The sequence below is a fragment of the Brevibacillus borstelensis genome (assembly GCF_037834415.1).
GTDB lineage: Bacteria > Bacillota > Bacilli > Brevibacillales > Brevibacillaceae > Brevibacillus > Brevibacillus borstelensis_A.
Window position 1 is genome coordinate 1 of the sequence record NZ_JAUMSJ010000024.1, and the last position, 13,516, is coordinate 13,516.

The 13,516-nt window shown below is 50.1% G+C and carries 15 protein-coding genes and 1 pseudogene; 13 read left to right on the forward strand and 3 right to left on the reverse strand.

All coding sequences use genetic code 11. From position 1 onward, the window contains the following. Positions 1-21: 21 nt before the first annotated feature. Positions 22-1,419, reverse strand: coding sequence for a TraB/GumN family protein (locus Q3F21_RS17765; RefSeq protein WP_340255928.1), 1,398 nt, complete (start codon positions 1,417-1,419; stop codon positions 22-24). 115 nt (positions 1,420-1,534) lie between these two features. Here Q3F21_RS17765 and Q3F21_RS27475 point away from each other — a divergent pair. Continuing rightward, positions 1,535-1,699 (forward strand): annotated as a pseudogene (locus Q3F21_RS27475) (glucosaminidase domain-containing protein); the annotation flags it as partial. Between the two features lie 605 nt (positions 1,700-2,304). Here Q3F21_RS27475 and Q3F21_RS17775 read toward each other — a convergent pair. Together Q3F21_RS17775 and Q3F21_RS17780 are read right to left on the reverse strand one after the other, a co-directional pair. Continuing rightward, positions 2,305-2,943: a hypothetical protein gene (locus Q3F21_RS17775; RefSeq protein ID WP_340255931.1), complete on the reverse strand. Its 639-nt coding sequence runs from the start codon at positions 2,941-2,943 to the stop codon at positions 2,305-2,307. A gap of 935 nt (positions 2,944-3,878) precedes the next feature. Then, a complete protein-coding gene (locus Q3F21_RS17780) occupies positions 3,879-4,121 on the reverse strand; it encodes a DoxX family protein (RefSeq protein ID WP_340255933.1) in 243 nt (80 codons plus the stop codon). Between the two features lie 186 nt (positions 4,122-4,307). Here Q3F21_RS17780 and Q3F21_RS17785 point away from each other — a divergent pair, with 186 nt between their 5' ends. The 12 genes from Q3F21_RS17785 to Q3F21_RS17840 all read left to right on the forward strand — a co-directional run bounded on the left by Q3F21_RS17785 (position 4,308) and on the right by Q3F21_RS17840 (position 13,516). Further along, on the forward strand, positions 4,308-5,030 hold the full coding sequence (locus Q3F21_RS17785; RefSeq protein WP_340255935.1) for an RcpC/CpaB family pilus assembly protein: 723 nt from the start codon (positions 4,308-4,310) through the stop codon (positions 5,028-5,030). Further along, positions 5,031-6,521 (forward strand): AAA family ATPase, encoded by a 1,491-nt coding sequence (locus Q3F21_RS17790; RefSeq protein ID WP_340255938.1) that lies wholly within the window; start codon positions 5,031-5,033, stop codon positions 6,519-6,521. Positions 6,522-6,540: 19 nt separating this feature from the next. After that, positions 6,541-8,028 carry a CpaF family protein gene (locus Q3F21_RS17795; RefSeq protein ID WP_340255940.1) on the forward strand — a complete coding sequence of 496 codons (1,488 nt, stop codon included), beginning with the start codon at positions 6,541-6,543 and terminating at the stop codon, positions 8,026-8,028. A 14-nt stretch (positions 8,029-8,042) separates the two neighbouring features. Further along, the gene (locus tag Q3F21_RS17800) at positions 8,043-8,942 is read left to right on the forward strand and encodes a type II secretion system F family protein (RefSeq protein WP_340255942.1); all 900 of its coding nucleotides are present in this window, start codon (positions 8,043-8,045) and stop codon (positions 8,940-8,942) included. Between the two features lie 4 nt (positions 8,943-8,946). Continuing rightward, positions 8,947-9,855, forward strand: coding sequence for a type II secretion system F family protein (locus tag Q3F21_RS17805; protein WP_340255945.1), 909 nt, complete (start codon positions 8,947-8,949; stop codon positions 9,853-9,855). 65 nt (positions 9,856-9,920) lie between these two features. After that, positions 9,921-10,097 carry a pilus assembly protein gene (locus Q3F21_RS17810; protein WP_340255948.1) on the forward strand — a complete coding sequence of 59 codons (177 nt, stop codon included), beginning with the start codon at positions 9,921-9,923 and terminating at the stop codon, positions 10,095-10,097. Next, entirely contained in the window at positions 10,094-10,573 is a 480-nt protein-coding gene (locus Q3F21_RS17815; protein ID WP_340255950.1) for an A24 family peptidase, read from the forward strand. Before Q3F21_RS17810 ends, Q3F21_RS17815 begins: the two co-directional genes overlap by 4 nt. Before the next feature lie 4 nt (positions 10,574-10,577). After that, positions 10,578-11,000, forward strand: coding sequence for a TadE/TadG family type IV pilus assembly protein (locus Q3F21_RS17820; RefSeq protein ID WP_340255953.1), 423 nt, complete (start codon positions 10,578-10,580; stop codon positions 10,998-11,000). Beyond that, positions 10,997-11,521, forward strand: coding sequence for a hypothetical protein (locus Q3F21_RS17825; RefSeq protein ID WP_340255956.1), 525 nt, complete (start codon positions 10,997-10,999; stop codon positions 11,519-11,521). The genes Q3F21_RS17820 and Q3F21_RS17825 overlap by 4 nt, the downstream gene beginning before the upstream one ends. A 96-nt stretch (positions 11,522-11,617) precedes the next feature. After that, on the forward strand, positions 11,618-12,235 hold the full coding sequence (locus Q3F21_RS17830; protein WP_340255959.1) for a hypothetical protein: 618 nt from the start codon (positions 11,618-11,620) through the stop codon (positions 12,233-12,235). A gap of 107 nt (positions 12,236-12,342) precedes the next feature. Beyond that, positions 12,343-12,621: a hypothetical protein gene (locus Q3F21_RS17835; RefSeq protein ID WP_340255962.1), complete on the forward strand. Its 279-nt coding sequence runs from the start codon at positions 12,343-12,345 to the stop codon at positions 12,619-12,621. Between the two features lie 136 nt (positions 12,622-12,757). Continuing rightward, on the forward strand, positions 12,758-13,516 hold the full coding sequence (locus Q3F21_RS17840) for a hypothetical protein (protein WP_340255965.1): 759 nt from the start codon (positions 12,758-12,760) through the stop codon (positions 13,514-13,516).

A 13,516-nucleotide genomic window follows, 5' to 3' on the forward strand; every position in this document is an offset into this window, starting at 1 on the left:
CTCTCTTTTTCCCGGAAAAAGCTATCGAATAAACTCCACGTGATAGCCTTTTTGCTTCAATTGATCAATCACCATATTCTCGACCACAAAATGCCCGGCGCCAATGACGACAAAGACAGTCGATTTCCCTTCCTTTTCAAGCAAGGCAGCCAGCTTTGCGGCCATGTTCTTGTCCCGTTCCCCGAACAACCCCTTCGCAAGGGCACTCTCCATCATTTGCGGGGAGGAAGTAAATGATTTCGTAAAGCCGTTCAGATCGCCTTTTGCCCATAGCTGCTGCCACTCGATAAGCTGTTTCGCCGTGTTCTGTGTGGCGCCAGCCGAATTCAAAACCGAGTCCAGCAGTTCATTCAATTCTTTTTCCTGCAGGTCCAACGGTGCGTTGTTGAAAAGATCGGCTTGCAGCTTTATGCCTTCCAACTCGTGTATCGGTTTCCCGGCAAGGAGCGCGCTTTGCAGGAAGTACATGTCGACCCCCAAAGCCGAAGACTGAGGCTGCTCGCTTGGCGAGACTGTGGTGGAATTCAGGGACAAGCCGGTGGATACGGCCCAAAGCTTGTAGGTGTCGAAGGCATCCCGGGGAAGTTTCAACTTGTCGGTAACCTTCTGCAGCTTCTCATACGTCGCTGTGGATACGTGATCCTTCAGTGTTGTGCCGTCGGTGTACATCATGGATTGCTTAAAGTAATCCAACGCCTCTTTATCGTCAGAGAGGAGATTCAGCTCCACCCAAAGGGTATCGGATGCTGCGAACGCGTCCCTGATGTTTTTTTGCATCGGGTACATATCCGGTGTGCCATAGTGAATCGAGCCGAGCAGGTAAAGGGTGCTGCCCCCCTTGGTGGCCTTCCAGAGCAGCCCTTTTGCCCCTCCCTGGGCGGTATCGTATGTATAGGTTACAAGCCTGCTTGCAAAGACGGCGGCTTGCTCGACAGTGCAAGGCTTGTTCAGTCCCAGGCTGCCAATGGTTCCACTCACGATGCCTTTCTTTTGCAAATAATCAATCGGAGCAAGCTTGCCGATTTCGAAAGCTTCTGGCAGCTCGTACTGTGTGAGGACGCCGTACAGCGAGTTCAGGACTATTTCTCTTGTTATTGTATCTTTTGCTTTCGGGGCGCTGAAATTAGTCTTCTTGCTGAAGCCCAGCTTATCCAGCTTCGCTGCCGTGTTGATCAGCAAAGCTTGAAATTTGTCAGTGGTAATCGGCTGCTGAAAGGCTACGTCTTGATACCAGGCAAGCGGATAAATTCCGTATTTTTCGCCTTCGTGAAGTGTCTGGACGGCCCAGGGGCTGATTGCAGGAGCTGCGGCAGGCGCTTCATTCGCCTGTACGGTCAATACGCTTCCGAGTATCGCGGTTATGCCGAGCAAGCCACTGGCTAGAAGGCGTTGTAGTTTACTCCATTTACTGAGTCTCATGTAATGTTCTCCCTTACAAAGAAATTATACCCCAATATATTATGATGAAGATGGTGTATTATTTACACTATTCATAGATGTAATAAACACTTTTACGAAAACAAAACCTTGCGCTGAGTCTATCGCTGATCACTCCGAGTTAATCCTGAACGGTACGAGGGAAAGCCATACGTTACTATGACGTACTTGGTGCAGATTACATGGCGGCCTGCCAGCAATCTGGAAGGGCGGCTACGCAACCGATCCGAATTATCCCGAAAAGCTGATCAGCCTGATAGAAAATTCGAGTTATACAATACGATGTTGTCAACAAGTCGGGGGATAAAATTGTGGATTTAAAAGAAACTTTGAAGCTTGATGACTGGGAGCAAGTAAAATTGAAGGCAATCGATAGCCTTACTACAAAATGATTATTGAATAATCCTGACAGTTGGAAAAAGCAATTAGCCGACGATCCGGCAGGCATACTGAAGCAAATCACCTTGGCTTATGTTTACGATGTTAAACCGGATAACAGAAAAACAATAGCCAATGCCCTCCAGCGAATATTGCAAGAGGGCATTCCTATTATGGGCTTCAGTTTTCCAAAAGCGTTATAAGGACCAATAGATCCATAATGACATAAAGTGTTAGTGCGGCAAGAACTATTCCTTTAATTTGTTTAGTTTCTTTATAGTCCATTGTAAAAAAGGTAGCAGAGACCATCCATATTATACTTACCAAGAGGACTCCGAGAAAGGGGGAAAGTGGTAAATGGGAAATTAGCAGAATGGCAAGAAAGCCAAATACGTTATGAATGATAAAGCGGGTTGCTATCAAGTACCGTCACCCCCTTTCTATGTATGAAGGGTAGAACGGAGTGTTCTACCCATTTAACCGAAATTATTAAGCAGAGTACACGTTAGGAACACCCGGAACCCCTACATGAAAGGTATCAATATAAACTCCATTTCCTTTGTCAATCTTGGTGACGACGTAAAGACTTAGTACTCCAGAACCAACGATGATTGAAGCTACCCAACCCGGAACCCCTAAACCTACAAGGATCCCTGCCGTTATGGTGCCAGCTCCACCAATTCCCATTGCTTCAGCTCGAATGTCTTGACATAACTCATGAGAGAGATAAAAGCGGTGTCCCCACCAGAAAAGTTCGTAATCCCAGTATGCATTAGTATCAATTGAATTGGCAACCACCTTTTGGTTAATTGATACTTTTTTACCATTTGCTATCAAGTTGCTTTTGTTCTTTTTAATCAAAGCATTTGTTTGATTAATGGCTGCTACTGCTTGAGAATACTCATGTGAAGACAAATGTTTTTTTGCGTCACTTGTTAAGAAGAAACGCATAGTGTTGGCGTCTAATTTGACAAAAGGGTCAACTTTTTTCACGAATGCGTTATCCTGTTGATCGTTAACGGTAACTTGACTTAAGGATGATGCGGCAAAGCCATGGGTTGGTACTGAGGTGAGCAGAAAAGCAGAGCATAAAGAGAGAACTGCAAGTTTTCCAATTGTTTTTTTCATAGTAAAGCTCCTTTCTAATATTATGGGATTAATGTAATATATTAACTTTATAAAAAATACATTTTTTACATGAAATGTATAAAATGGGACATAGAATGCTAATAGAATGTGTAAAGTGTACAAAGCCAAAAAATGCTCTAGCAGAGATAAAATTAATCTGTATTTTCACGGCCACGGTAACTCGGTGAAGTTAGTTGGAACAACTTGGGAACCTGCATTTAGGTAGTAAAGAAGCGGACAGACGAAAAATGCGAAGAATCAAATTTGAAACGATGTGGACAGAATAACCATAGATTGGACTACAGTTTCAGAGAATGAAAGCAAGGGAAATGTGGTAATTGTGGGGTTATCACCAGGAGAAGAAAAGCAGTTTCAGTTGAAAAAGCCCCTCATTTTTACAACTCCAAGGACGAGGATAGAGTGATTGCTACAGTTTATAGCGACATCTATCCAAATACGCAAGTTTATGCTACTCCTTTTCTGGAAAAGGGTTAAACGTAACCCATCGTATTGATCGGAGACAACGGAAAAGAATCGAAAAAATAAGTTTTAGAGAGTTTATTCATGTCTACATTTATAGCGTTTTGGAAAAGAATAGGTGGAGCGAGCAATGTAGAAGACTCATGGAAATCATGCATCCTTTTTTTTTCAAAAAAGCTACCGAATAAACTCCACGTAATAGCCTTCTTGTTTCAATTGATCAATTACCATGTTCTCAAAAACAAAATGCCGGCGCCAATGACGATCAAAGGCGGTGGATTTCCCTCCCTGTTCAAGAAATGCAGCCAGTTTTTGGCCATGTTCGTGTCCCGTTCTCCGAACAACGTCACTCTCCATTATTTGCTGGGAGGCAGTAAACGATTTCGTAAAGCCGCCCAGATCCCCTTTTGCCCACAGTCGCAGCCGTTTGTTAAACTCTTTAGCCGTATCGGGTACTAAACGGTAATAAAAGCCAATGCGAAGGTTGCGTAGCGGAAAAACTTATAAAATAACAATCCGAGGCCCCCTAGTACTTCGCCAAGACCGATTATGATCTGAAACCAATAAGGAAATCCATATTGTTGAAAAGCGAGTGTAATTTCTGGATTTCCATTTAATTTAAAGAAACCAATGAAAAGAAAATAAAAACAGGTTACAGATAACAGAGTCCATTTTGCAATACGAAGCCATTTTTTCATACTGAATCCCCCATTCATTCCCTAGATGGACCTAAGTATAACTCCCAAGGTATGACATCTAATGTCATATATGCGAAGCAAAAGTCCGAGGAGATGGACTCGTCTTTTCCTATTGCTGGAAAGCTTGCTTTTTTTGTCCCGTCCATCCTTTGTACGCTGGCAAAAACAGAGAAAGGAGGCAAAGGCATGTCCATCCATCCTCTGCGGCTGGTTGCCATCCTGCTCTTGGCTGCTTGCGTGGCGGCGGGAGCATATCACTTTTTGCAGCCGCAAACCTTTGTCTTTGTCAAGCTGAGGGGAAATGTGGCGAAGGAGAGCGGAGAAAAGCTGACTGCATCCGATCTTGAGCGCGGCGAGATTCAGGTGGGCGGCCTTGCCCGGGAGCAGTCTGCGGAGGCTTTCGGCTTGATCCCGTGGGAGGAGGCTCCGCGTTATCTGAACCGTCCTTTGTCTCGCAGGGTAGAAGGAGGAAGACCGCTTTTGCCGGGAGACGTAGAGCAGGCGGGGGAAGCTGCGAAAGGGCGTGAGCTGGAGCGGTCGATGACGGGCATCAGCATTCCGGTCAACAATGTCACGGGCATTAATCCGCATGTAGCGATTGGCGAGCGGGTGCACGTGTACGCATCGTTTGAAGACGACAGCGGCGCGCATACCGGACTGCTCCTGCGCAACATGCCGGTGATCGGGGTACAGAGAGAGATGGACGGCGACATTCCCAGACTGGAGGCGGTCACGCTTTCGCTGCAACTGAGGGAAGCCGTTTTGCTTACCCATGCCCTTCATTACGGAAAGATCCGCTTGGGGAAAGCGTCTCTGCTGGAGGAAGAAAACAGTGCGGGAGTCGGTGATGCGAGCTTTGCGGCGGCTCTGATGAAAACGAAAAAACGGTGGGGAGAGGAGGAGCAGTAAGTGAAAAAGCGATTGCTGATCGTGGATGATGATCCCGCTGTCGGCACAGCCTTGCAAACACAGACGGCCGGAAGCCGGTGGCTGGAGGTGTGCGGACAAACGACAGGGGTAGAAGAGACGTGGCGGGCCCTTCATGAAAGGAAACCGGATATCGTGCTGCTCGGGGGAGTGCAGGAAGCGGAAAGAGGCGTTTTGTGCCAACAGTTCAGACTTGCTTTTCCGCACCTGTTGTTCATTGCCGCTTGCAGGGAACAGGAGCTGATGTGGGAGCCGTTTTTGCGCAACCTGGGCATGTGGGTGATCGCCAAGCCGATCCACCCTGGTCAATTGGAGGTGCTGGCGATGCAGCTTTCCTCCATACCAGCCATGCCCGCGATGCAGGCCATGCCGACAGGGAGTGCGGCGATGGGAGGAATGAGCGGGACGGGAACAGGTCTGACCGGCATCAGAACGACAAGCAACGGTATGGGCGGAGCGGCTTTTCCGGGCGTGGAAGCAGGTATGCAGGCGGCTGGATTTTCTGGAGTCGCGGAGGCCAAGCCCCACCACCCCTATGTTGCAGGAAGCGGCCAACAGGCAAAAAAACGGCTCATTACCGTATACGGTCCAAAAGGGGGCGTCGGAAAAACCTTTCTTTCCCGCGAGCTCGCTATCTATTTTGCACAACGGAAGCTTGGCGGAAATCCTCTGAAGGTTCTGGCTGTCGACTTCAATTTGGACCTGGGAACCTTTGCGACTGCATTGAATTTGCCGCGTACTCCCAATCTGTATTCGTGGGTCCAGGATATCGACGAACGGCTGCATGACTGGATTCGCTCCCAAGGCCGGGAACCGGGTGATTTGAGCCAGGAGGAGTGGCAGGTCCAGATCGGTAGTGTACAGCTTTCGCCGCAGGAAGTGGACAGGCATATCGTTGTCCACGAGGCAAGCGGCTTGCATGTTTTGACCTCTCCGCGCGATATCCGGCACAGCTTTGAGATCAAAGACTACCATCTGTATTTGATCCTGGATGCGCTCAAGAACAGCCACTATGATGTCATCCTGATCGATACGGCTCCAGATACGACGGATGCAACGATCCAGGCGCTGTTTTTTGCCGAGCAGGTCGTGATGGTCGGGAATCCCGTAGTTGATTCTATTGAAAATATTCAACGTATATTAAAACTCTTGCGGGAGGCGGATTATCCGGAAGAACGCATTTCTCTGTGCATGAACCGTTTGCAGCGAAAAGAGATGTTTACCCTCGATGAGATACGCGCCTATTTTCAACTCCATCCCAGCAAAAAGATATTTCCAATCCCCGATGACCAGGAAGTGAAAAAATCGATCAACACGGGCAATCCTGTCATGCTGCATCCGGGAAAGCTGGCGGCCAAGGATGCCATTGAAGCGCTGGGCAAAGCCCTTTTGCCTCTGGAAGAAGAGGCCGACGGTTCGGGAAAAAAGAAGGAGAAGGAACGCGCCTCCCTGTGGAAGTGGTTGAGGAGATAGGAAGGAGGAAGAGAGCGGGATGAACTTTGACAAAAAGACTCTGCTCGGAATTCAGGCTGTCACCCGTGAACGCCTTGATCTGCGAACACAGGCAAAGGAATCGGCTCGTGAATCGCAAACGCTGCAGGAGAGAATGCAGATGAAGCAGCATGCTCCTGTAGATAGAAGGCTGACTTTCGAGGCAGAGGCAGCCATTCGAACGCAGATTGTGGAGAAGCACGGTAAACGTTTGTGGGAGGAAAAAGGACAAGCAGCCTATCTGCAAGAGCTGTCACGTGATATTCGCCTCCTTTTGGAAACGGGAACTCCGCTCGCTTCGGTTCAAATTGAGGCCGAGGTAGAGCGGCTGATCCGCTCCTTGACTGGCTGGGGGCCGCTTGATCCGCTGCTGGAGGACCCCGATATTACGGAGATCATGTTTCATCGCTACGATCACCTCGTCGTCGAGCGAAAGAGTACGGGGCGTCTGGAAGTGCCGGACATACCGGTATTCCGCGATGAAGAGGAGATGCTGCGCCTGCTGGAGCAGATTGCCGCCACCATGGGCCGCGAGTTTAACGAGACGAAGGCGGAGCTGAATACCCAACTGCCGGATGGCTCCAGGGTAGCGGCGACTCATCGCTCCATTTCTCCGGATGGCCACATGCTGACGATTCGAAAACACCGCGATTTGCTGACAGAGGCGGACTATCTCGCCTACGGATCGATCTGCGAGCCGATGCTTGCGTTTTTAAAGTGGGCGATCGGTCTCTCTCGCGCTTCCGGGATCGTCAGCGGGGGCACCGGTTCGGGGAAAACGCACTTGCTCAACCTGATTTCGCAGTATGTCCCGCATCACCTCAGCATTATCACGATCGAAGATGTGCTGGAAATGAAGCTGCAGCATCCGTTTGTCCGGCGTTTTTTGGCCAAACCCGCCAACTATGAGGGCAAGGGGGGATTTTCTATAAAAGATTGCGTTCGGCTTTCCCTTAGAAAACGGCCCGATGTCATCATCGTCGGGGAGACGCGGGGAGGAGAAATCGTGGATATGCTGTGGGCGATGAACACGGACCATCCGGGCAGCTGGAGTACCGCTCACGCCAACTCTCCGCGGGCCTTGATCGACTCGACTTTGCCGATTTTGTTCGCCAAGGCGGAGGAGTCGTACAATACGGCGGAAAGAAATCTGATGATCGGGTCGGCGCTGGACCTGATCGTTCAGGTGAAGCGATTTGAAGAAGACGGGAGCCGCAAAGTGGTGGCGATTACCGAGGTGATTGGCACCGGCCAGTCACATGAGGAACGCATCCGCCAAGCCTGCAACGTGAGACAAATCCAGCCTGACCGCGTTTACTTGCAGGATATTTACGTATACGAGCCTGCGGGAGTCAAGAACGGCCGGGTGGTAGGCGAGTACAGATGGACTGGATATAAACCGGAAAAACTCGTGAGGTGTTGGGCGGAAAAAGGGCTTCAGCGGGAAGAGTGGGAGCGAGTGTTCTTTTCGACTCCGATTCCGATGTAGGGGGTAGTTGGGGCATGGCTATGGGAAGCGTATTGATCGCGGCAGGGCTGGGAGCAGGGATTGTCCTGGTCGGTGTGCCGCGTTCTTTTTTTTACCTGGGGCATAAGGAAAAACACGAGATTGTCCACCAGCTGCAGCGGGACCGGCAGACGATCTGGGACAGGCTGGACGTCAGGCTGCGGCAATCCGGCTCGGGAATTGGCGTCAATCATTATGTTGGACTTGCTTTTTTGCTCGGTCTTGCTTCGTTCGGTGTGACACAGAAACTCCTGCAGTCATGGATTCTGGCGTTGCCCGCTTTGCTTGCCGGCGTGCTTTTCGCGGAGCGCATCGTAAGTATTCTGGGGGCAAGGAGAAAAGAGCGGTTCGAGGCAGACAACGTGAAGGCCATTCGCCTGATGGCCAGTTCCCTGCGGACTTCGCCCTCTTATCTGCACGCATTTGAGCAGGTGGCAGCAAGCGCCTACCTGGATAAATGCGTGACTGCGGAATACAGCAGGATCGTAGAGCTGTTGCGCGCTCAGGTGCCGCTGGAGCGGGTCATGAACGAGTTTTACGAGCGAACCGGTTCGGCTGACGTCCGCTACCTGGCGACGATTGTGCACATCCAGCGGGAAATGGGCGGCGACATGGCCAAAACGCTTGATCTTGCTTCGTCGGCCATACTCCGGAGGAAGCAGTCGCTGCGACGGCAGCGAGCTGCCATGGCGCAAATTACGGCCCAGGTGAATCTGCTCAGCGTGATGCCGTTTTTGTTTATCATCGCCTTGTACGTGAACAACCCAGGTCATTTTGACCCGCTGACAGTCACCCTTTCCGGGAGATTTTTGATATTGGCCTCGCTCGGATCGATTTTGATTGGCGGAGAGGTCATACGCCACCTTGCCCATAAAGGCATTCATAAAGGAGGGTGAAGCCGTGTTGTGGCTAGCAGCACTGGCCGGAATCGCGGTATTGTTCTGGGGATTGCCGGCTTGTTTGGAACAAAAGGGGGCGGATGCCCCGACGCTTTTGGGACGGATTGAGCGGGAACGGCACTCGCGTCTGGAGAGGTCATTCGGCAAGACGATTTCCCCTTGGAAGCTGGCAGGCTATCTGGAGCAGCATGATCATTTATTGGAGATCATCTGCAGATGGACCGGAATCAACCGTACCCATACAGCCGATGTCCTCTATCGGCTGAGCTCTCGCTATTCCTTGGCAGAGGTCGCGATGGCCAAGGCCATTGGCGGAATCGTTATGCTGGCGGTCGTGATCCAATTGGCGATCAGGCACGCAGGGGGGCAGTCATTGAATACGACGGCATATTTGCCGCTGATTGTCGCGGTTTTCCTGTTTCTGCTGCCCACGCTGCTGCTGGACTTGGCTGACAAACGGGCGAAAGCGGAGATTCGCGAGCAGGTTCCGATTTTTTTTGGCATTGTGCAGTCACTGGTCGAGGCGGGCATGCCGATCCAGTCTGCCGTAAAGCAGACCGCTCGCCGTTTTGAAGGGAGGCTGGGCAGGGAGCTTGCGCGCCTGGAAGTGGAAGAAAGACGCTATGGGACATGGCGAAAAGCTCTGGAAGAATTGTCCTTTCGGTGGGAGGTAGACTCCCTGTCGGCGATCTCGATGGAAATGAACGAGGCGATGAGCAAAGGGGTCAGTATCGCCAAGATGATCGCCACGCAGGTAGAGGAGCAGGTCCGTCAGCAGGAGGACGAGGCATCCGATCACATGAATCGGCTTCATGTGCGTCTGCTTCCGTTCGTTGTCGTTCTGATGGGGGTTCCTTTGCTGTTTCTCGTCATGGGCCCTATTTTTATCGGAATTGGGGAACGCCTGTAAGTTTTTTTGCTCGAGGCGCTGTCTTTTGACAAAGTAAAAGTACAAATCGAAAAGGAGTGATTGAAATGACGCTGATCACTGATTACATCCGCCGGTTTGCACAGGAGGAAGACGGCGTGACGATTGTCGAGATGGTGATTATCATCGCCATTATTTTAATCGTCCTGATTCCCACTCTGCAAAATTTGGGCAGCGCAGAGGACGCGAGGATTCAGGAACTGGAGACCCAAATCAGCAAATGACGCAAGCTGTAATCTTTTTACTTCTGGGTATCGCCGCATGCTTTGATTGGAAATGCCGGAGGATTCCAAATGCGGTAACGCTTCCGGCAATGGCTGCCGGCCTTGTTTATCAGTGGCAGGCGGGAATGGGATCGACTGCCGTTGCAGGCGTAGCCGGAGCGTTTTTGCTGACGGTGGTCCCGGTTGTTTTGCGCGGCATGGGGATGGGCGATCAAAAGCTGCTCATGGCGGTCGGGGCGTGGGCTGGCTGGACAGAGGTGTATCCACTCTTCATTCACTCGCTTTGGGTTTGTCTGGCGGTGGTTGTTTTTCTCCCGGCAACCTGGAGACGTTTAGGCAGAAATATGCAGGCAATCCTCGCGGGCTGGATCGGACATCGGAAAATCTGGCTTCCCCGAAATAAGGAAGCAGCTCTGTCCTTCCCCTACGCCGTGCCCCTTTTGGGTGCGTATCTGGTGCAGCACTTGTGGAGGTAGGCAAATGAAAAGAAATTGGCTCGACTTGATCCGCAATGAGCGAGGGACGCAAATACTCGAGCTCATCCTTATCCTGCCCCTGCTCTGGTTTTTGTTTATCTTTTCATTTGATCAATTTTCCATCCTGTACAACCGGCAAAAGGTTTTGGCTGCAGCTTATGAGGCGGGAAGAATCGCTGCCGTCCAGCCGAATTTCGGGTTAGCCAACTATCATGCCAAAGAGATGGGGCATGCTGAGCTGAAGCAAGGGATCGGTATGACGGATAGCCAGGTTCGCCTTCATGTGCAAGGGGGATGGAGAAAAGGCAACCATTTTGAAGCCGAGGCGACCATGAAGTTTAACCTGCTCGCTACCGGCAGGCCTTACGAATTGAAAGAAAGCTATCTTCTGATGATCGAAAACGCGGAGAAGGGAGCCGGGCAATGAGGAGAGGGGACGCGGGAAAGAGGAGCTGGGCGATAGAAAGGCTGGCAGAGGAGCGCGGGACGACGACAGTGACCGCGCTCTTTTTTCTCATCTGTATGGGAGGCTTGTTGTCGATCATGCTCGTACAAGGGCAGGCAAATTTATCGAGCATGCGCGTCCAGCAGACGGCTGACATCGTGTCGAAAGGGGCTCGAGCGGCGGGAGCATGGGAGTATCGGGATTCGGACGGGGAAACGCGAAGATTGTTGATTGCGACAAGCCGAGAGGCCGAGCGGTACGAGGCGGATATTGTCCGGGGCGCTCGTGAAGAGGCCGAGCTGCTATGGGGGTTGAATCGTCCAGCAGTGGAACGGCAGGCGGAGTCGGCGGCCATTATTCATCAAAAGGGAGAGAAGAAAAGCCTCTATGGACAAGGAATTTACCATGTAAAAATAGAGGCCAGACAGAAACTGCATCATCTGTGGGGAAAAGCGGATGTGACCTTTCGGAGGGTATCGCAATCCGGAATGTATGACTTTTAGATTAGTCAATATTGTAAATATTGTTATTTTTGTCCTATCTACGCATGGTAATTTGGATTCAAATTCCAAATTACAAAGTGTGGGAGTGAGTGAGCCGTGCCGTCAAAAATCGTCGAGCGGTACAAGCGCATCCTGAGCGGAGCACAAAAGCGCTTTTCGCCGTACGAATTTGAGGATTTGCAGTATCGCAAACAAAAGGTTCAGTTAGTCATTCGATATGCGATAGAGCAAGTGAAAATGTGGACGCCGGAACAGGCACGTCTTGAGATGAGAATGAAGGATGTAAAGGAGTTAAAGCTTCATTTGATCAGGGATTACGTAGAGCCGCCGATCGAAGCGAAGGCTCAAGATGTGTATTACCTCGTTGAGTACGCTTATCCGTACCTGCCGAAGCCGTCGGAGGAACAAAAAATACTCTGGGTCTATGAGGAGGTCCTCGCCGGCGTTCGGCGTCATTTTCCCCCCCTGTACTTTCAAAGCGTAAAGGGGGAAGAGCGAGCCAAAATTTGCTTTGACCACATGTGCAAAAAACTGATGAACGTTCAAAACTTGCGCGAATTGCCTCGAATATTCGGCAAGACGGAGCGGGCTTACCACTATTTGCGAAAGTATAAGCTCAAGATTCTTGTGGACACGCTGTACTTTTCTCCGTTTGACATGATCACGGACATGTACCCGGAATTAGCCGATCCAGCCCTGTGGGAAGACGATTAAATTTATTTGCATCCATACGCTGTCTTTTTTTACGGTAAGAATAGTTTCATGAGCTTATAAGCGTATGAAACGGCCGTAAAAATTGGTGAGAAAAGGAGGAGTTGCAATTGGCAACAGTTGAAGCTCACCAAGACCGCTCCACAGGAGTGGAAGTTCTTTTGGGACGACTCGTTCGTTACCAAAAGCACAAGCCCGGCAGGCATCTGTCAGTGGACCGCATGCCTAAAGGAACTTTCCGGATCGAGTCTGTGAACCGATTTGGAGAAAGGATCATCCTCAATGACGGGATCGTGGTAATGGAGGCTGCTCCGACTGTCATTGAGCGCGGGGGAAGAATCGCTCTTCTGCTCGCAACCGGGGAAGAGCTCTACTTTACTGTAGAGTAACCCATGAGCTCGCCTTGTACGGATTGCGTGCAAGGCGAGCCCCTACCTTTGCGGCAAAAATGGTTTGACGCAGGCAGAAAGATGTAGCAAAATGTCTACTAATGTATAAATATGTAATAATTGGGGGTAATTTGAAGTGTCGGTGAAAAGCGCAATAGAATTGGTTAATCGCTGCTACGAACAAACGAATTGCCTTATGTCAGTAGAGGAATTAAAAGAAAGGTTTATCCTGTTTGTGTTCGGTCCCTATCAAGAGGAGGTTGTTTCCCAGTACGGACTGGAGTACTTTTACAAACATTTGGACAACATCAATTTGACCAATTGCCGGAAAGACTTTGATCGGGCCGTTGACGAATGGTTCACGCATGAATACGGCAAAAATGAGCAGCAGACCGATTACCACGATCTCCTTTTCACTTTGGTAAAAGAAACGATTGTCCACTATCAGTCCGGCAACCGCAATATGCTTGTCCGTGATGTAACAAAAATGTTAACCTCGCCAGCCGGTTATTATCGCCGCTGGAGAACCGGACAGCTCGGTGAGCGAAATCTCTCCGCTTACTTTAAATACTTGTTCCGACTGGGGATTCGTTCATTATCAGATATTGAGTCATTGGTAGATATGTGGCTGGTGGAACAGCCCCATGCGTTTTGCAAAAAACAGCAACAATTGTTTGCCAAGCCGCCGCGGAGGGGCAGACCAAACAACGCCGAGCTGGCCCAATTGCAAGAGATGGTCAGCCAATTCAAGCCAATTCTAACCTTTCAGGAACGTGAAAGATTGCGCAAAATTTACTACTACCATCGCAAAAATCTCACAATGAAAGAAATGGTGGAAAAATTCAAAGAATACCTGCGGGCAAAACAAAATGGAAATGACACGCAGGTAGGATAA